General features: G+C 55.3%; 21 protein-coding genes. 10 read left to right on the top strand and 11 right to left on the bottom strand.

What is annotated here, in order from left to right; genetic code table 11:
• Positions 1 to 15: 15 nt before the first annotated feature.
• Entirely contained in the window at positions 16 to 252 is a 237-nt protein-coding gene (locus O9H85_RS21455) for a hypothetical protein (RefSeq protein ID WP_269883468.1), read from the bottom strand.
• Positions 253 to 452: 200 nt separating this feature from the next.
• Here O9H85_RS21455 and O9H85_RS21450 point away from each other — a divergent pair, with 200 nt between their 5' ends.
• Positions 453 to 725: a hypothetical protein gene (locus O9H85_RS21450; RefSeq protein ID WP_269883467.1), complete on the top strand. Its 273-nt coding sequence runs from the start codon at positions 453 to 455 to the stop codon at positions 723 to 725.
• A complete protein-coding gene (locus tag O9H85_RS21445) occupies positions 722 to 1,456 on the top strand; it encodes an EAL domain-containing protein (RefSeq protein ID WP_269883466.1) in 735 nt (244 codons plus the stop codon). The genes O9H85_RS21450 and O9H85_RS21445 overlap by 4 nt, the downstream gene beginning before the upstream one ends.
• A gap of 251 nt (positions 1,457 to 1,707) precedes the next feature.
• Here the strand turns inward: O9H85_RS21445 and O9H85_RS21440 are convergent, their stop codons facing one another.
• From O9H85_RS21440 to O9H85_RS21405, 8 genes are all read right to left on the bottom strand, one after another.
• Entirely contained in the window at positions 1,708 to 2,712 is a 1,005-nt protein-coding gene (locus tag O9H85_RS21440) for a DUF4340 domain-containing protein (RefSeq protein ID WP_269883465.1), read from the bottom strand.
• The gene (locus tag O9H85_RS21435; RefSeq protein WP_269883464.1) at positions 2,709 to 4,100 is read right to left on the bottom strand and encodes a GldG family protein; all 1,392 of its coding nucleotides are present in this window, start codon (positions 4,098 to 4,100) and stop codon (positions 2,709 to 2,711) included. Before O9H85_RS21435 ends, O9H85_RS21440 begins: the two co-directional genes overlap by 4 nt.
• 53 nt (positions 4,101 to 4,153) lie before the next feature.
• Complete coding sequence (locus tag O9H85_RS21430; protein ID WP_269883463.1) at positions 4,154 to 4,867, bottom strand: ABC transporter permease subunit; 714 nt, start codon at positions 4,865 to 4,867, stop codon at positions 4,154 to 4,156.
• Complete coding sequence (locus tag O9H85_RS21425) at positions 4,860 to 5,972, bottom strand: ABC transporter ATP-binding protein (protein WP_269883462.1); 1,113 nt, start codon at positions 5,970 to 5,972, stop codon at positions 4,860 to 4,862. The genes O9H85_RS21430 and O9H85_RS21425 overlap by 8 nt, the downstream gene beginning before the upstream one ends.
• 204 nt (positions 5,973 to 6,176) lie before the next feature.
• Positions 6,177 to 6,338, bottom strand: coding sequence for a hypothetical protein (locus O9H85_RS21420; protein WP_269883461.1), 162 nt, complete (start codon positions 6,336 to 6,338; stop codon positions 6,177 to 6,179).
• Between the two features lie 403 nt (positions 6,339 to 6,741).
• On the bottom strand, positions 6,742 to 7,239 hold the full coding sequence (locus O9H85_RS21415; RefSeq protein WP_269883460.1) for a hypothetical protein: 498 nt from the start codon (positions 7,237 to 7,239) through the stop codon (positions 6,742 to 6,744).
• A gap of 15 nt (positions 7,240 to 7,254) precedes the next feature.
• Positions 7,255 to 7,704, bottom strand: a complete 450-nt coding sequence (locus O9H85_RS21410; RefSeq protein ID WP_269883459.1) for a polymorphic toxin-type HINT domain-containing protein — start codon at positions 7,702 to 7,704, stop codon at positions 7,255 to 7,257.
• A 141-nt stretch (positions 7,705 to 7,845) separates the two neighbouring features.
• Entirely contained in the window at positions 7,846 to 10,341 is a 2,496-nt protein-coding gene (locus tag O9H85_RS21405; RefSeq protein ID WP_269883458.1) for a U32 family peptidase, read from the bottom strand.
• A 264-nt stretch (positions 10,342 to 10,605) separates the two neighbouring features.
• Here O9H85_RS21405 and O9H85_RS21400 point away from each other — a divergent pair, with 264 nt between their 5' ends.
• From O9H85_RS21400 to O9H85_RS21370, 7 genes are all read left to right on the top strand, one after another.
• Entirely contained in the window at positions 10,606 to 11,505 is a 900-nt protein-coding gene (locus tag O9H85_RS21400) for a LytS/YhcK type 5TM receptor domain-containing protein (RefSeq protein WP_269883457.1), read from the top strand.
• A gap of 9 nt (positions 11,506 to 11,514) precedes the next feature.
• Positions 11,515 to 12,132, top strand: a complete 618-nt coding sequence (locus tag O9H85_RS21395; RefSeq protein WP_333474240.1) for a diguanylate cyclase — start codon at positions 11,515 to 11,517, stop codon at positions 12,130 to 12,132.
• Between the two features lie 156 nt (positions 12,133 to 12,288).
• A complete protein-coding gene (locus tag O9H85_RS21390; RefSeq protein ID WP_269883456.1) occupies positions 12,289 to 15,546 on the top strand; it encodes an FG-GAP repeat domain-containing protein in 3,258 nt (1,085 codons plus the stop codon).
• A gap of 94 nt (positions 15,547 to 15,640) precedes the next feature.
• On the top strand, positions 15,641 to 15,892 hold the full coding sequence (locus O9H85_RS21385) for an acyl carrier protein (RefSeq protein ID WP_269883455.1): 252 nt from the start codon (positions 15,641 to 15,643) through the stop codon (positions 15,890 to 15,892).
• A 7-nt stretch (positions 15,893 to 15,899) separates the two neighbouring features.
• Positions 15,900 to 17,096 (top strand): class-II aminoacyl-tRNA synthetase family protein, encoded by a 1,197-nt coding sequence (locus O9H85_RS21380; protein ID WP_269883454.1) that lies wholly within the window; start codon positions 15,900 to 15,902, stop codon positions 17,094 to 17,096.
• Positions 17,097 to 17,136: 40 nt separating this feature from the next.
• Positions 17,137 to 18,054, top strand: coding sequence for a hypothetical protein (locus O9H85_RS21375; protein WP_269883453.1), 918 nt, complete (start codon positions 17,137 to 17,139; stop codon positions 18,052 to 18,054).
• 89 nt (positions 18,055 to 18,143) lie between these two features.
• Complete coding sequence (locus tag O9H85_RS21370) at positions 18,144 to 19,295, top strand: MBOAT family O-acyltransferase (RefSeq protein ID WP_269883452.1); 1,152 nt, start codon at positions 18,144 to 18,146, stop codon at positions 19,293 to 19,295.
• An 83-nt stretch (positions 19,296 to 19,378) separates the two neighbouring features.
• Here O9H85_RS21370 and O9H85_RS21365 read toward each other — a convergent pair whose 3' ends face one another.
• Positions 19,379 to 19,669, bottom strand: coding sequence for a hypothetical protein (locus O9H85_RS21365; protein ID WP_269883451.1), 291 nt, complete (start codon positions 19,667 to 19,669; stop codon positions 19,379 to 19,381).
• Between the two features lie 267 nt (positions 19,670 to 19,936).
• On the opposite strand from O9H85_RS21365, the gene O9H85_RS21360 reads away from it, so the two are divergent.
• Positions 19,937 to 20,905: a sugar phosphate isomerase/epimerase family protein gene (locus tag O9H85_RS21360; RefSeq protein ID WP_269883450.1), complete on the top strand. Its 969-nt coding sequence runs from the start codon at positions 19,937 to 19,939 to the stop codon at positions 20,903 to 20,905.
• Between the two features lie 295 nt (positions 20,906 to 21,200).
• Here O9H85_RS21360 and O9H85_RS21355 read toward each other — a convergent pair whose 3' ends face one another.
• Positions 21,201 to 21,380, bottom strand: a complete 180-nt coding sequence (locus O9H85_RS21355) for a hypothetical protein (RefSeq protein WP_269883449.1) — start codon at positions 21,378 to 21,380, stop codon at positions 21,201 to 21,203.
• Positions 21,381 to 21,552 lie beyond the last annotated feature (172 nt).

Below are 21,552 nucleotides of genomic sequence, written 5' to 3'. Positions count from 1 at the left end.
CCTCCGTATATCACTTTAATGGGTCATTTGGGTATGCTGCTGCAGCGTTCTAAGCAATTGATCCGTATTGTGCAGACGGTCCTGTGCGACCTGAGCCAGCTTCTGCTTCAGCTGGGGCGTATAGCTGTCAGCCATCCCGTGAATGGCGAGCTTCGCGAGCAGTTCTTCATTTTTGAGACAGTCGGTTATGTAAGCCAGTTCCTTGGAGCTGACCGCGTTCTGGTTTTGCTGCGGGTTGCTTGGGCTGAACATCTCGGGCTTTCCTCCTTTCGGCGTTTACAAAAATTAGGTTGTCCCGTCCGTGGGAATATATGTATAAATTTTGTGAATATTTTATGATCTTTTTAGGAATTTAGTCCTTTATGTCGAAAGAAGATAATTGGTGTCGAAAAAAATTACAAGTCACCCATGTATCAGCAATGGGCATGAAGCATGGCCCCGAAGGAGTTTCGATGAAGAAATTAGCAGCGCCGCTCATCGCGGCGGCCACAATCGGAGTGGGTTTGTTCATATGGAAGTTATTCGACGATTATGAAAAAACGTTGATCAATAAAACTTACAATACCGCCCAGGTCGGACTGATCGCGAATACGGCCTCCCTCTCCTCCGCCCTTAACCGGAAGGTAGCGCTTCTTCGCGGCTTTGCCGCTTATGTTGAAAACAACGAGGAGACGGGTCCATCGATGCCGGGGACCGGCAGCTGCAGTACGGGGTCGAGCGGGTGACGAAGCTCGTCGATCTGGACGGCGCCTGCTTCGCCCGCATGGGCGGCGATGAATTCGTCCTGCTGCTCTATGGCGCCGGGAAAGCCGCCAAAGCCACCGCCGTGGCTACGGAAATGATGGGTCTGCTGCAGGAACCGTTTCTGCTGGAGGGGTATGAGATCGTCGTCAGGGCAAGCTTCGGTATAGCGCTTTATCCGGAGCACGGCGAGAGCGGGGAGGGGCTCCTCAAGAACGCGGATACGGCCCTTTACCGGGTGAAGGCGGAGGGCGGCAACGGCTGGAAGCTGTTCGACGAATCCATGGGCTCGAATATGCTTCATAAGATCCGGATGACGGGGGACCTGCGGCGCGCCGTGGAGGAGCAGCAGTTCCGGCTTCTTTATCAGCCGCAAATGGACAGCATCACGGGTAAAATCGCCGGGATGGAGGCGCTTGTTCGCTGGATGCACCCGGAGCTCGGCTTGATTTCCCCGGGTGAATTCATCCCGATCGCTGAGGAGTCCGGACTGATCATTCCGATGACCGAATGGGTGCTTCGGGAAGTATGCCGGCAGCTTAGGGCCTGGCAGGATGAAGGCTTGCCGCTGCTGCCGGTGGCCGAGAATTTCTCGGCCGGTTTGTTCGTCCATCGTCCTGTCGTACAGTGGATCGAGCAGATAGCCGAGCCGTTCGGAGCGGACGTGAGACACATCGAAGTGGAGTCAAGGCTTCTTTTATTCGCGTCCTCTTGAGATCGAAGCATTGACGCTGCTGCTAAGAGAAGCCGCAGTAAAGGATCGTGACAAGCCGGCCCAATCCTTCATTCCGTGATAGGCATGACCGATCTCATCAGGATAAACGGCTACGCCATCCTTGTCTTACAAGGACCAGCGCGTTTATCAAGGTTGATGCGAAGCTATAAGTTGCGAAAACTTATAAACTCTTTCAACGTACAAAAAGCACCCTGCTTCCTTGATCAGGAATCAGGGTGCTTCTTCATTGCTTATTTCCCTCCGGCCGGAGCGGCGCCCGGGGATGGTGTCCCGGCAGGCGCTTGCGTTCCATCGGTAGGAGCCGCCGTTGCAGGAGGCTTATCCTTCCCTTGGTCGGACAGCGCCTGGACCGAATCGGCCGGAACGGCGAAAGCCCACGGACCGCCCTGCTGCGCAATCCAAACGTTGCTGCCTTCCACCTTGCCTGCGTACACATTCGTCGTTTCTTTGCCGGCCTGATCTGCTTCCTTGACCATGATCTTCAGCTCCGGAGCGTCCAGCCCCTTCACATCGGACGCAGGCTTGACCAGCTCGTTGGTCGAGAGGAAGGCGGCTTTGTCGAGATAGTTGCTCGCATCGGCGCCCTTGACCTCCTTATCCCCCAGCTTCCAGTTCGCTTCGAACGATTTCTTGTCCGGCTCGGACTTGGTCAGCGTCCACTGCTGTCCTTTCCAGTCGACCGAGAGCGAGCGAACCTGCTCGTAGTTGAGCGTCACCGGACTTTTCTCCATGAAGTCCAGAGGCTTCTTATCAAGGGCCTTGACCGTAGTATCGCTGATCTGGAACACCTCGGGAGAGCCGCTGAACTTCGCATAATCGAAGCCCTGAACGGCTACGGGATCGCCGATCGACAGCGTGTGCGTCGTGCCGTCCTTCATCGTTACGCTGAATTCCTGCTTCGGCTTATCCAGCCCGAACTGGGCGAGGTCCTTCGGATTCGCATCCACCGTCTTGTCCTTGGTCGCTCCGTTGAAGGAATCGACCCAGCCCGTCGTCGAGAAGTCGTTCAGCGGCAGCGGGGACGGCTTCGCCATCGTCCATTTCCCGTCCTTTTGCTGAATTTCAACGGCCGTATCTCCGCTCTTGATGGCGTAGCTTGCCACATCTTCCTTTTTCACCGTAACCAGCGCCGGAGCATCCGGTTTTTTCTCTTTAAAAAAATCTTTGCTCGACGCATACCAGAAGCCGCCGATGCAAAGCACCACCAAGATCAAGGTAGGGATGAACTTCTTCATCCTTTTCTCCTCCTCCACCAGACCGTCCCGCCGACGATCAGGAAGAGTAACGGGAAGAGCAGCACCGTACCGTAGAAGATCATATTTGCTTGACCGCCCGTAATGAGCGCCTGCTGCACCGCATCCCCTTCACGCGGACGGATGGTCACTTGATCCTTCTGCTCCTGCAGCCAGCCTACCGTGTTAAGCGCAAAATCCCGGTTGCCCTGCTGCTGGATGAATTGGTCGACGAACAGCGTAGAGCCGCCCAGCACGACCGCCTTCGGTTTGTTATCCTTCGTCTGCACAACATAACCCAAATTCAGCGGACCATTGATGTCGCTCGCATCCTTAGAGGTTCGGCCGTTCGTTGCAAGCTGCTTGAGATCCGTCTCGCCATAGGCTTGTGCGGTCGTCTTCAGGATGGACGTGACCGGATAATCGGCTACCGGCTGGTCCGCATTCAGTGAGACCGCAAGATTCATCATCGTCAGCAGATTGTAGTCCGCCAGTTTCTTCGTAATGTCATGTGTACCATACTCCGGAATGATCGTGAGCGGATCGAAAAGCTTGCTCTGCTTCGGCTCGATCGCCACCGCATGCTGATCCTTGATTCCGTAAGCGGTCATGATCGTGTCGATATTTTTCCATTTGGTCGCCATATCGGGGTCGAAGCCGAGAGACAGGTACAGCTTGCCGTTGCCGTTCAAATACGTCTTGATCAGATCGGCTTCCTTGTCGCTGATATCGTTCTGCGGTCCGATGATGAAGAGCGTCTGTGCATCGTCCGGAATTTTGCCCTCGCGCAGCAGGTTAAGGTCGGCCACCTCGTAATTGGCGTTCTCCAGCCCGGTCTTCCACAGGTTCATCTGATTGAGCGGAATTTCGTTATGGCCGGACAGGAAGTAGACCTTCGTCTTCACCTTGCTGTTCAGGTTCACAAGCGCCTGAGTCAGCTTCTCCTCGCCGCTGAATTTGTACTCTCCCTGCTGCTGGCCCGGGAGGAACATGTCAGAGTAGAAGATCGATTTCTTCTGCGTCCCGCTCTCCACCACGAGGGTGCCCGCCGGGTCCGCATCGTACTGCTTGGCGACCGCCGGCTGCTTCACGAGATCGTATTCGTCGAACGTGATCTTGCTGTTGCGCTTCTTATATTCCTGTACCAGATCCACAACTTGCCTGTTAATATACGGATCGGTCTGGTCGCTTGTCAGCGAGATGATGTGAACATCTTTATCCAGCGATTTCAGCGTGTTCACGGTTTGATCGGAGAGCGTGAACTTCTTATTTTGCGTCAAATCGACCTGAAGGCTCTTCGTGGAATTGAGAAAAATCGTCAGGACGATGAATATGCCGATCACGGCGAGCGACAGCACGACCGCATTCGTACCGCGTATCCACTTGTTCAATTGCCTTTCCCCCTTCTGCTCGGCGCTGCCTCAGCGCCATAAGCGGTAGTCGTTTATCTCCAGCGTTTGCGCTCCAGCACTTGAATGCTCAGCACGACGAACACGATGATCAGCGTGACATAGAACAGGACATCGGCGAAATTCAGAACGCCCTTCTGCAGATTGCCCGCGCGTCCGATAATCGAAAACAGGCCGAGGTAGTCCTTGATCTTGCCGCCTACCGTATCGCCAAGCCAATCAATCGTCCAGAAGACGAGCAATATCGCAAACGCGCTGATCCCCGACACCATCTGATGGGCCGACAGCGAGGAAGCGAACAGACCAATCGCCATCATCGCCGCTCCCATCAGGAACATGGACAGGTAGGACAGCCACAGAATCGGCTGGTCCAGCTTGCCGTAAGCGCTCAGGATGAGCGGAAACAGCAGGCTGCCCGCCACAAGCAGCAGCTGCACGATGAGGGCCGAGACATATTTGCCGACTACGATTTCCGTAATGCTGGCCGGAGAGGTGAGCAGCAGCTCATCCGTTCCTTGGCGAAGCTCGTCGGAAACAAGCCGCATGGTCAGCAGCGGAATGATAAACAAGTAAATAAACGAAATATTGCCGACCACCGGCCGGATATCCACCACGTTCGGCGGATACAGAAAGTTCGCACTGAAGAAGTAGCCTGCGATCAGGAAAAAGAAGGCAAACGCCGCATAGGCCGTCGGCGAGTAAAAATACATCTGCAGCTCTTTCTTCGAAATAGCCCACGTTTTACGCATCCGGCGTCACCTCCTTGTCCTTTGCACCGCTTGCGGACGCATTCCCCGCTCCGCCGTCCGAAGAGCCTTCCAGCGACTCGTTCGTCGTCAGCTTCAGGAAGATGTCCTCCAGGCTGAGCGATTCCTTCTTCATCCCGAGAATCGGGTAACGCTTCTCCGCCATCCGATAGAACAGCGCCTCACGAATATCCGTACGGTCGGCGGCGGTTACGAGAACCTTCACCGCTCCCTGCGTTTCAGCGGCGGCTGCCGGCACCCGGTCCGCTTCGTTCGCATTGTCCGCATCGGCGGTCGTCGCTTCGGCATCGGTCAGCCCTTCGGCCCCGGCCGCTTCTGCCGCCAGCTCGCGCACGCCCGATACTTCCGGCATGCTGCGCAGCTCGGCCAGAATGCGCTCGCGCGGTCCCTTCACCTCAAGCGAAACCTCGAACGTATCGCCCATCGAGTTCGCAAGCTGATCCGGCTGCCCGTCCAGAACGATCTTCCCTTGGTTGATGATGAGTACGCGGTTGCACAGCGCGTTGATCTCCGGCAGGATGTGCGTGCTGAGCAGCACGGTATGATTCTCTCCCAGCTCCCGGATGAGCTGCCGAATCTCGATGATCTGCTTCGGATCGAGGCCGGAGGTGGGCTCGTCCAGAATGAGCAGATCCGGATTGTGCAGAATCGCCTGCGCCAGGCCGATCCGCTGCTTATAGCCCTTGGACAGGCTGCGGATGACTTGCCGCTCCCGTCCCTCAAGCCCCAGCCGCTCGATGACCTCGTCGATCCGGTTCTTCTGCTCCTTCGCCGGAATGCCGCGCAGGTCCGCGATAAACCGCAAATACGCGATGACGGACATTTCGGGATACAGCGGCGGCGTCTCCGGCAAATAGCCGATCTTCTGCCGGGCCTTCTTCGGATGCTCGGCCATGGACAAGCCGTCGATCAGAATACTCCCGTGCGTCGGGTTGAGGTACCCGGTAATCATCCGCATGGTCGTTGTCTTCCCGGCGCCGTTCGGTCCGAGGAACCCGACGATTTCGCCGCGGCTCATTGAGAAATCAACGCTCTGGACCCCTCTCTGGTTCTCGTACAGCTTGCTTACTTGTTTGACCTCAAGCACGTCATAACCTCCCATCAAAGCAACATTTTCCTACCTACAGCCATTTCCATCTTTCATCAGACTTAACCAAGAATCAATATACAAGCGTAAACCTAAACCCAGATTAACCGAACCTGAAAAACAGATTAAAAATTTGTGTTCAAATTGTGAACAAATAGAAACAGGCCGAAGCACCTGAGCGCCTCAGCCTGTTTGGGGAAGAAATTAATTTTCGCGGTAGAACGGAATCGTCAAAGGCGCTACCGGAATCGGCATGGTGCCGCCGCCCGACTTGGTCAATCCTTCGATGGTGACATTGAGGACACCGGATGAAATCGGATCTCCTTTAAAGACGAGATACACATTCTGATATACGCTTTGAGACACCGAATCTACCGGACGGTTATTGATTCGGATGGTACTGCCGTTTAACAGCGCTCCGGTTAACCCGCTGATGCCCGCCTACAATGCATCAAAAAGGGGACTGAACACTTAACAAATTAAACTTTAGAAGAGATGCGGTATTACACTTATTGATAGAATTGCTATTGAAAAAATTATGGCGACTATGTACATATTTTTTCTGACTTTTAAATTTGACGATTGCAATAGACTGTCCGAAATTGAAAATAACAAGGCTATCACGCCGCTGATGATTTTAGTGTTCTAACGGGTTCGGAATATAACTGAAAAGGGGTATAAAGTTCAACACATTATGTGAATTGCGTCATTGGATTTGAGGAATATATCATACGGGGCTGAGGATTACTGCCCTCAAGGTCAACTAACGCTATTCTACGTGTCTAATAATATAAGATACATTGAATAATACTTTCCCTTGTTCTTGTAAATCAATAAACTCATCGAGTGAAAGTACACCGCATATTACTTCCTTATCTCCACCTTGATACCTCGACATAAACATTATTGACCTGATTGGAGATTGCTTTAATAAGCATCTCATGAGTTTGAATAATTCTTCTCTATAAGTGTCAGAGATTTTAAGTGAGGTTAGATTAGATTTTGCATCCTCATCATTTACCCAGTATGGTAAATCTTTATCTTCTACAGATTCAAATTCTGAATCAAGTACTGGCGACGCACTGAAAAAATCGTCCTCCTCAACACCAACAATGTACCATGTTCCTTTGTTCGAACTCATGAACGGCCAAAACATTGCATGTGGAAGTATCTCATTTGACTCAATTTGCAGTTTAAGAGGAGACTCAAAAGGAATTTGTTCAGCAATTTCTTGTTGTAAGACTAGAATGTTTAATTCAAATGACATAGTTTACTCCTTTCTCTACGGCAAGAAACTTTCAAAACTCCAATCTGTTTGAAGCGTTTTTCCAGTCCTTACATCCTTCAAAACAATATTTCCTAAATCGTCTACACCAATGTCTGGATTATTACCCGTCTTCTTAAATTCCTTGCCATAAACAGGGTCATTTTTTATTTGCTTGAGAACCTCGGGTTTAACTTCCTTATGGAATGTTTTTTCATCAATTCCAAAAACTTTTTTCATATCCTTCCCTGATTTCGGGAAAGTGAAATTACAAGCACCAGTATTATGCACCCAAATCCCAAGGTCACTGACGAAGTAGGTATGGAACTCGTCAACCGTCATGTTGTAAACCGTGGCGTGCTTCTGTTCCAGTACGATGCTGTCTACCTTGAGTGTATTCCCATCGCTCTGAACAAGCAAGTCACCGACCTTGAGGTCTTTGACGAACGTCCACCCTTTGTCCTTCACGTAGAACGGATGGTTAAAGGTCCCTCAATGGTTTGTACACCCACATGAATGTTATAAATTTCATCTGTTTCATGATTGAACGTAGCGGTCAGCACAAAAAGGCCTGCAACCAGGATCTGTTTGCAGGCCTATAACTATTCTTTACTTCACCAATTGTCCCCGCGTAACCCCAAGCTGATTCGTCGCCTTCAGCGTCTTCCATACCTGGGTTCCGCTGATCCGGCCCTCCAGCGCCCGCTCATAAAGCGACAGCACCTCGTGCACCTTCTCCGCTGTTTCCTCCAGGAACTCCACGCGGAACTTGGAGACGCCCAGCTCCATGAAGTTGGCCAAATATTCCGCACCGGATTGGTCGATTGCGTTGTACACGGTGTTGCGGCACCCCTCATCCACCCGTACCGGATGGGAGAAGCCGACCCGGTCCTTCAGCGAGGCCCTGTGGTCTTCGCACGGACGGCCGCAGTTCGTATAGTCCGTTCCCTCGCTCAGGAACGTACAGTAGACGCAATGCTCCGTATGGAACATCGGCAAATGCTGATGGATGACGACCTCCATCCGGCTCGTATCCGTACGGCGGAGCAAATCGACCATCTGCTGGACGTTGAGGTCGTACGACGGCGTCACGCGGGACAAGCCCGCTTCAAGGAACAGCGCCGCGGCCTTGTGATTGGCGATGTTGAGCGAGAAGTCGCCGATCAGCTCCGGCATCCGCTCCTGCGGATGCTCCGCCTTATAGCGCAGGAACCAGTACACCGCGCCGGTATTGCGGAGCAGTACCGCGTCCGGGCTCAGGTTCAATATATTTTTGAAGTAGCCCGTCTCACCCGGCATATGGATGCGTGGCGTCGCCAGCGCGATCCGTTTGCCGGCCGCGCGTACGGCTTCCACCGCCGCCGGGAACTGCTTGATAAACTCGAAATCCGCATAGATGAGGTCCACGTTCGTCCGGCAGGCTGCCTCGACCTGCTCCAGACTGCGGCACAAGGCCGTCAGCCCCGAACGCTTCCGCTCCGCCGGCTGCGCCGCATCGGCATACACGTCCACGGAACGCTTGATGTAAGTCCGCGGCCGCTCCCGCTGCGAGGTAAGCAGCTCCACCGCCTGACGGCGCATCTGGTTCAGCTCCCGCATCGGCACGATCAGCTCGCCGTTCAAATGCACGTCGACCGACTCCAGTTCGAAGATCGTGCCCCCGAGCCGCCCGAACTGCTCCTCGAACAAGGCGGCGTCCATCGGACGCTTCTCCGCCGGAACGAGCGCCAGCTCGGATTCTACCGTCACCGTATGCCCCTCCGCTGTGTCCGTCCAGACGCTCTTCAGCAGCTGGCCCGCAGAGCCCGTCACCATGACGCGTACGGGGAATACCCGGTACGGCTTATCCGTTTCGTACGTTTGGCGAAGACGCTTATCCAGATGCGGATCGTTCGTCTTCCAGATCCGGTCGCCCACATGCACCCGGCCAAGCTGGACATCATTGCGCCCCGGGACGATCTCCACGAGGCCCCCCGGCGCTTCACCCTCCATCTTCCGGCCTTGACGGCGCAGGTCGTACACCCGTCCGCCCTCTTCCTTCTTCGTCGGGTCACCAGCGTCAAATACGATGCCGTCGCCCCGCTTCAACGGCGCCTCCAACTCGCACAGCACCGCGTCGCGCAGCACCTGCTTCACCCGGCCCAAATAGACGCCGCGGCTCTTCGGGTACGTGCCCTCGACGAGCTGCTTGTTGTTCGTTCCTTTCAGGAAGCCGTGCGTAAACCCGCGCGAGAAGCTCTGCTCGAGCTCCCGCAGCTCTTCCTTCGTCGGGTTCGCGTCCTTCCCGTCGAAATAACGGTCGATCGCCGCACGGTATTTGCCAACCACGTTGGCCACGTACTCCGGACTCTTGAGACGGCCCTCGATCTTGAAGGACGTCACCCCCGCCTCGATCAGCTCCGGCACTAGCTCCAGCGCTGCAAGGTCCTTCGGCGAGAGCAGATAAGCCACGTCGCCCATCGGCTTCTCCACGCCGTCGACCATTAGATCGTACGGCAGACGGCACGCCTGAGCACATTCCCCCCGGTTGGCCGAGCGGCCGCCCCACATTTCGGACGTCAGGCACTGCCCCGAATAAGATACGCACAGCGCGCCGTGCACGAACACTTCCATCGGAAGCTTCGCCTGGTCCCCGATCTGCTTGATCTGCTTCAGGTTGTTCTCCCGGCCGAGCACGACGCGCTCGATATCGAACGGCTTCGTAAACTCGACGGCCTCCGGCGACGTAATCGTCATCTGGGTCGATCCGTGAATCGGAAAGTCCGGCGAGATCTCCCGGATCATTCCCACGAGACCGAGATCCTGCACGATGACCGCATCGACCCCCGCCTCGATACAGGCGTCGATCAGCTCCTTCGCATCCGTCAGCTCTTCCTCGAATACCAGAATATTGAATGTCAGGAACCCCTTCACCCCGTACCGGTGCAAAAAGGACATGATGTCCGGCAGCTCATCCATCTTGAAGTTGTTCGCCCGGGCCCGGGCGTTGAATTTCTCCACCCCGAAAAAGACCGCGTTCGCGCCGTTCGCCACGGCCGCGCGCAGACAATCCCAGTCGCCTGCAGGTGCTAGAAGCTCTATATCAGACTTGCGTACTTCGCGCATAGTTCATTCCTTCCTTCAAATCCAAATCGGGATTTCTCCCCATCCTTATAGTTTATCAGAAAAGCGGCAGGCAAGCGAATTCAAACGAATGGAAATATCCATAGGTATAAATACCTAAAAATTCTTTGATATTTCGCAAATATGCAGGAGGTATGTCAAAAGATGACGAATATCTTATTCATAAAGCGTCCAGCGCTGAAAGCGCCGAATCTTTTTCTTTCGCAAGCATCTATTTACCTGTCCAGAACGGAGGGTTACCCGCCAATGCTCAAAGATTTCGTGTTTCACGCGTCGCTTCTGGTGTCCTCCTTCTTCTTCATCGGGCATTGGTTCCGTAAATTTCCGCTTTACCGAAGCTCGCCATGGAAAATAAAGCTCGCCGCCGGTTTCCTGTACGGATTGTTAGGGCTCGTGCTGATGCTGTTCAGCATTCCAATCAATTCCATAATTATTGATCTTAGGCACATTCCGATCATTGTTGCGGCCTTGGGAGGCGGTCCCCTCCCCGCGCTGATCGCCGCGTCGATTATTGCCACAGGGCGGCTGACCCTGTTCGGGGGCCCGACATTCCCTGCGGTCGTGGCGTCCATAAACCTTATGATGCTGGGTGCCGTATGCGGATGGCTGGGAGGCCGCCGCGGCATTACGCTTTTACGCTTTTTACTGCTGGACACCTTTTTTATGATCAGCAACTCCATATCCATATGCATCAGCCTGTACCATTTGGGCCAACAAGCGGACGCTCTATGCATTCTGATCTTCATGTGGACCTTCTCCAACGTTGTCGGCCTGCTCGCCGTCTATGTTTACCAATATATATTGCGATCGCATGCCGAAGGACTCAAGCTGGCTGAAAGCGAGAAGCGGTACAGGCGCCTGATCTCCCAATCGCCCGATGCCGTATTCGTGCAGACGGCGGACCGCATTCTGTTCGTGAACGATATGGGTCTGAGACTGCTCGGCGCCGGTTCCCGCGAGGAATTGCTGGGACGCTCCTTTATCGATTTCGTCCGGGCGGACGGCCGGGATGAGCTGCTTCGAAGATGGAAAGCCATGGGCGCCGGGGCGGAAGCCATCGATCTCGTGGAGCTGCACTGCACTATGCTGACCGGCAAAGAAATTATCGTGGAGCTGTCCATCTCCCCCATCGTCTATGAGGACTAGTCCGCCTATCTGGCGACCGTCCGTGAAATTACCGACCGCAAGCTGACGGAACGGAAGCTGCAGGAAGCGCTCGCCGCACTGCAGAAGCTGTCCGACCTCGACGGCCTTACCGGCATCGCCAACCGCCGCAAGCTGGACCGTTTTCTCGGCAACGCATGGCTTACGGCCGCGGAAGAGGGCACGCCCATTTCCGTCATCCTGTTCGACGTGGATTATTTCAAGCCTTACAATGACACCTGCGGTCACCAGGGCGGCGACGAAATCCTGAAAAATATCGCGCTCGCGGCCGCCGGACTGCTGCAAAATACCCCGCACCTGATCGCCCGTTACGGCGGCGAGGAGTTCGCCGCGGTGCTGGCGGGGGCGAAGCAAGCGGAAGCGCTGGCGATCGCCGAACGGTTGCGCCGGTCCGTGGAAACCCTGAACATGCCGCATGCCACCTCGCCGATTGCGGATCACGTCACCGTCAGTCTTGGCTGCGCCACGGTGATTCCCCAGCCGGGGATGACCGATAAGCACCTGATCGACTGGGCCGACAAAGCGTTATACCGCGCCAAGGCGGAAGGGCGCAACCGGACGGTATGCCATCTTCCGCAGGATGCCCCGGACAAGCAGGGCGGGTGCTGATTCTCCGATCCGTTCGCCTGCTTGCCGGGCGGACGTTTTTTTTGTGCGGATCGTCCGTCCCCCTTCTCCTCCACCCTCGGGCACAAGTTAACAAAGCCCGCCATCCGTGCTATAATGGCAAGGATAGTCTAACCTATGAATAATTGAGGGATTGCATTGATTCGGGCACACCCGCGCAAGGCCGCGCTGCTCGCAATCCTGCTGCTGGCTGCGGCGCTGCTCGCATGGGGCTTAACCGCCACCAAGGAGCTGTCCGTCCGCATGCTTTACGCCACGCAGGATGGCGCATACGACACGGCCGCATACGGCCACCTGCAGCAATCGTTGGTAGCCAACCTGAAGCTGGAACGACAAGCTTTGGGAAGCCTGAACCTCCGGAAGCTGCAGGCTTACGACACCGTTTATCTGGATCCGTCCCTTCACGCACAGTTAACCCCGGCACAGATCGAGCTGCTTCGGAATTATGTGCGAGAGGGCGGACATTTGTTCCTTGAAAATGCATTTGCGGGCGATCTGCCGCCAGACCTTCTCGGTGCGCAGCGAATCGTCGACGTGAAGCCGCCGCAGCGCAAAACCTCCGGAACGGATACGGTCGGCGACGCCGATCCGCTGTCCTTCCCGGAGACGGAATATAACCTGCAATCGCTTCAGGCGCTCGTCAAGCAGTTTGCCGATACGTATTACCGGCATGACCCTGCCGACGGGCTGAAGGATTTTTCCTGGGGCAAGGGGATCATTCCCTCAACCGCAGAGACCGTCGTCTCCTTGGGGGATGTCTCGCTGTACACGCTGAACCGTTACGGCAAAGGCACCGTCTTCTTCAGCGGCACGCTGCTGCCGAACCGGTATTACATCACCGGCTACGACCTCGCCGGCGGCATGGATTCGAAGCTCGGCTTCGATCAGGTGGCCGCAGCCGTCAATGCGGCGAAGAAGCCGGTGCCCGGCGCGCTCTATTTCAATCTGACGCAGCTGCCGATGAAGCCGTTTTTTCACTCGACGTTCGCTACCGGAAGCGCGCTGTTTCGCAGCGAGTACGCCGCGTTCGTCTCGAAGGAGAAACTCGGGTACAGCGTGAAGAAGGTGCTTGGCCCTTACGGCCGGCCGGCGATGGCTTACCAGAACCACTTCGAGGCGCTGGAGGCGATCCGCGACGGCGAAGGCATTCAGTGGGCGGAGCTGCTGAAGAAGTACAAGCAGGTGCCGTCCTTCTCGCTGGACCGTTCCTCGTTCACCTGGGGCCGTTGGCAGGAATCCGTAGCGGTGCACCTCAACACGGGCACGAACGAGAAGCCCGCCTTCGCCGGTGAGACGCCGAACTCGTTCTACTCGAGCGGGACGCGGCTCATGGCGGACGGACAGGCAGTCCGGCTCGCCAATTATCCCGAGTACAAGTCGCTCGGCGATCCGATCACGCTCCCGTACCGGGCCTACCCGGCGATCGCGGATCTGGACGGCGACGGACGGCCCGACCTGATCGTCGGCTCGGGCGACGGCGCGATCTATGTGTACCGAAGGGCCGGGCCGTCGGCGGAAGCTTACGGCGGGCAGCAATTGCCCGCGGGACTGAAGCCGCCGGACGCCTTCGGCCGGCGTGAAGTGCTGCGTCAGCGCAGCGGCGAGCCGCTGACGGCAGGCAAGTACGCCTCCGTGGCGGCGTACGACCTGAACGGCGACGGCCGGCCGGATCTCGTGATCGGCCGGGCCGACGGCACGCTCGCGGTCGCCTACGGCGAAGCCGGCGGCACCTTCACCGCGCCCGTCCCGCTGCTCGCGGGCGGGCGCCCGATCACGGCAGCGGCTCCGGCAGGCGTGGCCGTGGGCAACGTCACCGGCAGCGGCATCCCCGACCTCGTGGTCGGGGGGGCGGACGGCACGGTGACGCTGTACCGCGGCGAGCGGGGCCCGTCGGGCAAGCTCGCCTGGGGCCCGGGCAGCGTGCAGTTCAAGCTGCCCGCACCTTTTGCCGCTCCGTCCATCCGGGACATGGACGGGGACGGACGCGCCGATCTGGTGATCGGCAGCCTGGAGGGCGACCTGCGCGTGTACCTGCAGCAGCCGGGCCCGACGCCCGGCAGCATCGCCTGGCGCGATGCCGGCGTCATCGAGGGCGCGAGCACGAACCAGCTCGGCAGCCACGCGCTCGTCGGGGGACACAACTCCGTACCGCTCTGGTACGACTTAAATCACGACGGCAAGGACGATTTGATCGTCGGACAGCTCGAATTCGGCATCCCATCGACGATCGACGATCCGAAGTTCCCTTATGCCGCTCAACTCGGCGAGTTCATTCACTATACGAAAGCGCATGACCTGGAGCTGTATCCGCACCTGTTCATGCACAATTTTACGAGCGATGCTCAGGAGAAGCAGGAGATTGCGCTGCATAAGCTGGCCTTCGACAAGCTCGGCATCCCATGGAAGATGACGGGAACGAACCAGCACACGTGGCGCATCAACAACCCGGACCGGTCGCAGACGCTGAACAATGAACGGGCTGCAGATATCTGGTTCAACTTCGGCTTCAAGCCGTCCAATATCGGGACGGAGCCCCGGCTCAGCATCGAATATTACTGGGGCCTGCCGTTCCTAATGACGGACACCTCCGGAAAGCCGGACATGAAGCAGCCCATGATGCTGTACACGCCGGCCCCGGTGCTCCGGACGGACGCGCACAACTCGACCAAGGATTTGTTCGAGGCGTACACGGCCCTTGATCTGCCGATCGATTATTTCGAGCACATCGAGTATCATTTCCCGTCCCAAGTAGCGCCGCTGCTTGAATTCGTACGCTATTTGGACGGCATCCGCAATGACAAGAGCTACAACTTCATGACCGAGACCCAAATGGCGCGCTCGTTCATGAACACGCTGACGACCCGGGTCAAGGTGACCCGCCCATGGCGGGCGGTCGTACTGGACCGACTGGCGCGGCTGGCGGGCGTGCACCGCGATCCGAGCTTCGAGGTGGAGCCCGATGTGAACGGCGTCCCTGCCCAGGCTGCGGAATATGCGGGCACGCTCGGGCTTGTCGTGGAACGCGGCGCGCCTTATGCGGACAAGCAGGCGACCGCCTTGGGCGCGGACGTGCACGACGTGCGGGAAGGCAAGCTCTATCTGGGCGTGCCGAAGCGTACGGAGGTTCGCTTCACATCGGCTGCGGAGTCGGACGCCAAAGAGCAAGCAATGCATCTGCTTCGCGTCAATGTGCCTTACGAGCTGAAGACGTCCGGTGACACCTGGACGCTGCAGCTGAAGGCGGCGGGCATGCAGCAGATTCAGCTTCGCAGCAGTAGCTCGATTGCCGTTGAAGGAGCCGAGGGCTTGACCGTGGAGCGCAATGAAGCGCAATCGACGTACACCGTCACGCATTTCGGGAAAGGGGTCACGCTGACCATCCGTCCGAAGCCGTAATTTAACGATAACCCGTTGAACAGGAGGGCCGCATCCGCATCGCAGAGCGCCCTCCGTTTTCTCATCATTCATCCGATCCGAGGAGGCAACGACCATGCAGGATTTGCTGCAAGAGCTGGAATCGCACATTCGCAACCGCTACGAGATTGAAGAAGACGACGACGAATTCACGCCCGACGTGCATTTGTTCGACTACGGATATATCGATTCCATCGGCGCCACCGCGCTGATCGCACACATTGAGAAGACGTACGGCATGGCGATCACGAATCAGGACCTGATGCTGTATCCGCTCAACACGGTGCGGGAGATCGCCCAGTTCATCGACAAGAAGAGAGCGAGGTAAATCCTTCATGAAATGCATCGTATCGCTCGAAGGCCTGATAGATAGCCAGCACGGACAGCTGAAATACGCTTCCGCCTTTATCGACGAGACTATCGAAGACATCCGCGTCGAGAATAATGAAATCCATATCACCCACCATTCCGCCAAGGGCAACGAGGGCATCGAGTCCCAGGTGAAGCGCTTGATCGAGCGGTTTTCCCAAGGCGACTTCGGCTTCAAGGAGAACATCCTGTTCGAGAACCGGGTGGAGACCCCGTACGAGGGTGACATTATTGCCGAGCTTGTGGACCGCAAAATCATCAAGGTGCTGGAGCCAGGCTTGTTTATCTTCCGCGAGCCTTTCTCGAGTCTGATGCGCTTTCTGGATTACTCCTTCGTGACCATGGTGGCGAATCGCTTCCCCGGCGTGAAGGAAGAGCATTATCCTGCGGTCATTCGTGCGGAGACGCTCAACAAGACGAATCATTTCACTTCGTTTCCCGAGCACATCCACTTCTTGACACATCTGCGTGAGGACCTCGACATCATCGAATCGTTCTCCCAATCCATCCGCGAAGCCGGAGGCTGGAAGGCCGAGCAGCCGCTCGATCTGAACGAGACGATGCCGAAGCCGAAATTTACGATGAATCCTTCGACCTGCTACCACTGCTACGAAGGGCTCCAGAATGAAATTCTCGAAGGGGACGGCGTCACCGTCACGGCCATTTCCAAGTGCCACCGGTTCGAGTCCCGCAACCATTCCGATTTCGGCCGGCTGCTGGACTTCAGCATGCGCGAGATCATCTTCGTCGGCAAACCGGATTTCGTGAAAGAAAACCGTCTGCAAGCCATCGAGTACCTGAAGGAGCTTGCCGTGGAATGGCAGGTGGACAGCCTGCTCGAAATCGCGAACGACCCTTTCTTCACGAACGACTTCCAAGTGAAGGCTTCGTTCCAGCGCAATCAAGAGATGAAGTACGAGCTTCGCCTGACGATTCCGCATATCAAGAAATCGATCGCCTGCAGCTCCGTCAACTTCCACAGCAATACGTTCGGCAACGCGTTTAACATCAGCATGGGCAAGCGTCCGGCCGTGACCGGCTGTGTCGGCTTCGGCATCGAGCGATGGGCTTTGGCCTTTCTTGCGCAGTACGGGCTGGATGAAGCGCAGTGGCCCGCGTCGTTCCGCGAGCAGTATCATGCCTGGCAGCAGAAATCGCTGTAAACCGGGCCATTTTCCGAGAAAAAGTGTGGTTTCCTGAGCTATGATCTCATTCTTACGTAAAAACAGCTTCGTGCTGCTGCTCCTGGCCGCTTTCGTGCTGTCGGACGTTCTTATCGGCTGGTGGGATCCGATGTCCACGTCGCGGCGTTTCTATAAGAACGACTTCACCAAAACGCTCTACCACCATGACGGGCTGAACCACGGGCCCGTCTTCTTCGGTAACTCTGCGGTAACCGGAGCCTATATCGAGGAGAAATCGGATTCGAAGCTGATCGAGATGGGTCTTTCCTACGGCAAGCTCACGGATCTGAAGGGCATTCTGGAACAGAAGCTTTTCCATGTGGAGGGTCAGCTTGTCGTGGGCATCGACGTCCATACGATGCTCGACATCCTTGATACGGATCCGACTTATCAATGGTTCAAACCATGGTACCAGCCTTATGTATACGCGTACCGGGATTATTTCCGGGATTCCGGCAAAGAATTCGTCTGGCAATTGTATAAGGGTACGGTGGAGCTGAATCCTTCGGAGCTGCTGAAGTATCAGCCCCGCTGGATCGATAAGGAGCTGTATTTCGGACATCAGCCAGATGATCAGCTCCGTTCCAAATGGAACGAGTACGACAAACGGTTCGGCTGGGTTTCCCAGCACGAATATAAGGATAATTTGGCCGCGCTCGATTGGATTATCGCCTACTGCCGCGCAAACGGGCTGCCGCTGAAGGTCATCTGGATGCCGTGGAACCGGGGTTATCCGCTGCCGCCTTACATGGCCGGCCTGCAGGAGGTTGTGAACCGCCGGCTTGATGCCGCAGGCGTGCCCGTGCTGGATCTGCTGACGAAGTATGACCCGAAGCTGTTCCACGATCTGGTGCATTTGAGCCGCCAGGAGGGCGCTCCCGTATTCACGAAGGAGGTCGACGCATGGCTCGCTACGTCCGCAAAGCCCTCGAAATAATCGTCTATCTCGCCATGCTGATCATGGTGCTGATCTATTTTACCGGCAAAGGGCTGTTTATTTACGAAGGATTCTAAAGGAGTCGCCTTATGTGGTATTTGAATATGAACGCGGTGATGGCGATCACGGGTATGGTGCTCATTCTGGCACTGACCCGGTGGTGGCCGCATAATAAGCGGATTCTGCTGCTTGCGTTCAATTTGTGCTTTCTATTCCTGTTCAATCATCGGCTGCTGGCGTTTTATTTGGGCTACACGGCGCTCAACTACATGGCGTTCTGGGCGCTCTGCTATTTGCCACGCTGGCGCAAGACCGCCTTCGTGACGCTGATCGCCCTAAACGTTGCCGCGGTATCCGGACTGCGCATCCTAGGAATGGCATCGGCAGAGCATCCGCTGATCGATACGGCCATCTTCCTGGGTCTGATCTATAACGTGCTGAAGGTCATCGACGCCTTGTATTTCGCCTATTTCTTCGGAAAAGACGCCAAGACGCCGGTGCTGGATTATTTCAATTACATTTTGTTTATCCCTACCTTCACATCCGGACCGATCCTGAAATTCCGCGATTTCATGGCGGACGTCAAAGAGCCTTACCGGGTAACGGCGGAGCAAACGGAGGACAGCATCAAGCGGATCATTCTGGGCATGTTCAAAAAGATCGTGCTCGTCACCTGGATGACCGATGTCTTCGACCATCTGTCCAAGCAGGAGCTGCATACGCACGAATCGTTGTTCCTGATGATCTGGTTCTACGCGCTGATCTTCTTCGATTTCTCGGGATATTCGGACATTGCGGTGGGCTTCGGGCGCCTGATGGGCTATAACATTCCGGAGAACTTCAAGAAGCCGTTCCAATCGCCGACGCTCACACAATATTGGCGCAACTGGCACGCTACACTTGGGGATTGGTTCCGTGACCATATCTTCATGTTCTTCTCGCGCAGCACGCCGACCCGCTGGACCGCGGCAGGCTTGTCCTTACTGATTATGGTGATGATCGGTCTGTGGCACGGCTTCAGCTGGCTGTATTTGCTGTGGGGGGTATACCACGGGGTGCTGATGGGGCTGGAAAATTTGCTTAACAAGACAACCGTGAACAAGCGGAAGGTGTCCAAACGGTACTTCTACGCCCGCTGCGCGCTGACGCAGCTGTTCGTTACGGCGGCGGTCATCGTCTACAGCGGCAAGTCCGAGACGGTGCTTCATATTTACAAGGGCCTCTTCCATTGGCCGTTCTAATTTCTCGGAATTTGATAAAAGCAGCGATCGCACGTTAGATGCGTGCCCGCTGCTTTTTTTTGTTTGATGCGGACCATAGTCCTTTAGCTTGCATCGGATTTGGCGTGAGGAGTCACCCCTGTTTCATTTAACGAATGGGGTATCACGGAACAGTGGAGCTGATGGTTGACCGAGCCAACGACAAGTTCTCCGTACGGCTGGTATACGTTATTCGTATCAATCTTGTGGACATGAACGGCGCCCGATTTCATATTGATGTTGAGCGATAGTTCATTGGGCAATTCCACCAGACAATGAAACTTTTTAAAGCTGTTTGGGAAGCGAAGCCATGAGCCTGTAATGGTTTCCACGATTTGGGTGTCTTTGCTGTTCATCTTTTCGATCCGCCCTTCCTTTAAAAAGTTTTATGTAGTTCCACTGTTTCTAACATTCATTGTAAACCAAGTCTCATGCAAAGAAACAGGAACGTTGTCGAGCAAGTCTGTCGAACCATTTTTTTTAATTAACCACGGTCAGGCTCCGTTGAAGCACGGATTCGCTGTCCGAAACTCATACTTTGAGTTGCTCGTAAAGAATGATATAATTTTGATGTAGCCTGCAATGAACACGCGTACATTTTCTATTTTATTCGGAGGTGCCTTATGAAGTTAGGTGTATTTATGGTTTTGTTCCAGCAAAAACCGTTTGAAGAAGCCCTCGATTACATTGCATCCAAGGGACTTGACGCCGTCGAGATCGGTACGGGCGGCTATCCCGGCAATGCGCACTGCGATCCGGATGTATTGCTCGCCGATAACGGCAAGCTGAAAGCGTTTAAGCAAGCGGTGGAATCCCGTGGCCTGAACATCAGCGCCCTGAGCTGCCACGGCAATCCGCTGCATCCGCAGAAGAGCATCTCGGCTAACGACCAGGACGTCATCCGCAAAACGATCGATCTTGCCCAGAAGCTCGAAGTGCCGGTAGTCAATACGTTCTCCGGCTGCCCGGGAGATTCCGACGATGCGAAATACCCGAACTGGCCTGTCGCTCCATGGCCGCCCGATTTCCAAGAGATCCTGGACTGGCAATGGGCGAACAAGATCATTCCTTACTGGACCGAAACCGGTAAATACGCGTCCGACCGCGGGGTCAAAATCGGCCTCGAGCTGCACGGCGGCTTCTCCGTACATACGCCCGCCACGCTGCTTCGCCTGCGTGAAGCCGCAGGTGAAGCCATCGGCGCCAATCTTGATCCAAGCCATATGTGGTGGCAGGGCATCGATCCGGTTCAAGCGGTGCAAATCCTCGGCCGCGCCGGCGCGATCCATCATTTCCATGCCAAGGATACGACGATCGATCCGATCAACGTCAACCGGTACGGCTTGACGGATATGCAGCCTTACACCAACATGCTCGACCGCGCTTGGCAGTTCCGCTCCGTCGGCTTCGGACACGACTTGAAGGTATGGGCGGACATTATTAGCGCGCTTCGTCTTGTTGGCTACGATTATGTCGTCAGCATCGAGCATGAAGACGGCCTGATGTCCGTCGAAGAGGGCTTCTCCAAGGCGGTGCAGAACCTGCAGCAGGTCCTGATTAAGGAGCCTTTGGGTGAAATGTGGTGGGTATAAGAAATTTGCACAATATTTCGTTCCGATAAGACATGTACCTCCGGCCGCTGTTAAAATCATGCTGATTTGAATGAATCCTAGCGGGTTCAGCACGATTTTAAAGGCGGACGCTACGCTCCTACGGTACATATCTTATCTCCACTACATTGCACAAATTTCTTTAAGTATAGTAATAAAGAAAGAGTATCTCTTTTCTTGACGTGACGCTCTTTCTTTTGTAATGAATCCTTCACGCAACGCCAAAAGGACAGTGCCCCGAACGGCACTGTCCTTTTATGTACGCATATGCGTTTCTTTACGCTTTACCCATCCATCCCATGACCATAACCACGTCCATGATCAGGAACACGAGCAGGCTCACCAGGCCGAAGCCAATAGCGAACGGGTTTTTCTTTTTAGCCCCGAATAAACGGACTATGCCGATAGCAATAACAATCGTGAACAAGATCACGAACGGATCAAATCCGGAAAACATGGAGAGACCTCCTTTAATATACAAAAATACTTAATTCTTATCTTAGCTTGACTAGGCGGGAAGTGCAAGCGGATTCGACAAGTGTAACAAGTTTGTCACAGGAACATAAAGGATTCGCCAGATGCTTCGATTATAACCGAAATCCCCTAATTTTATAATAAAACCTTATAGA

It is taken from the genome of Paenibacillus gyeongsangnamensis (assembly GCF_027533625.1).
Classification (GTDB): Bacteria; Bacillota; Bacilli; order Paenibacillales; family NBRC-103111; genus Paenibacillus_G; species Paenibacillus_G gyeongsangnamensis.
Note: the sequence above shows the minus strand (reverse complement) of the source record. Positions and strands in the feature narration are given on the sequence as shown.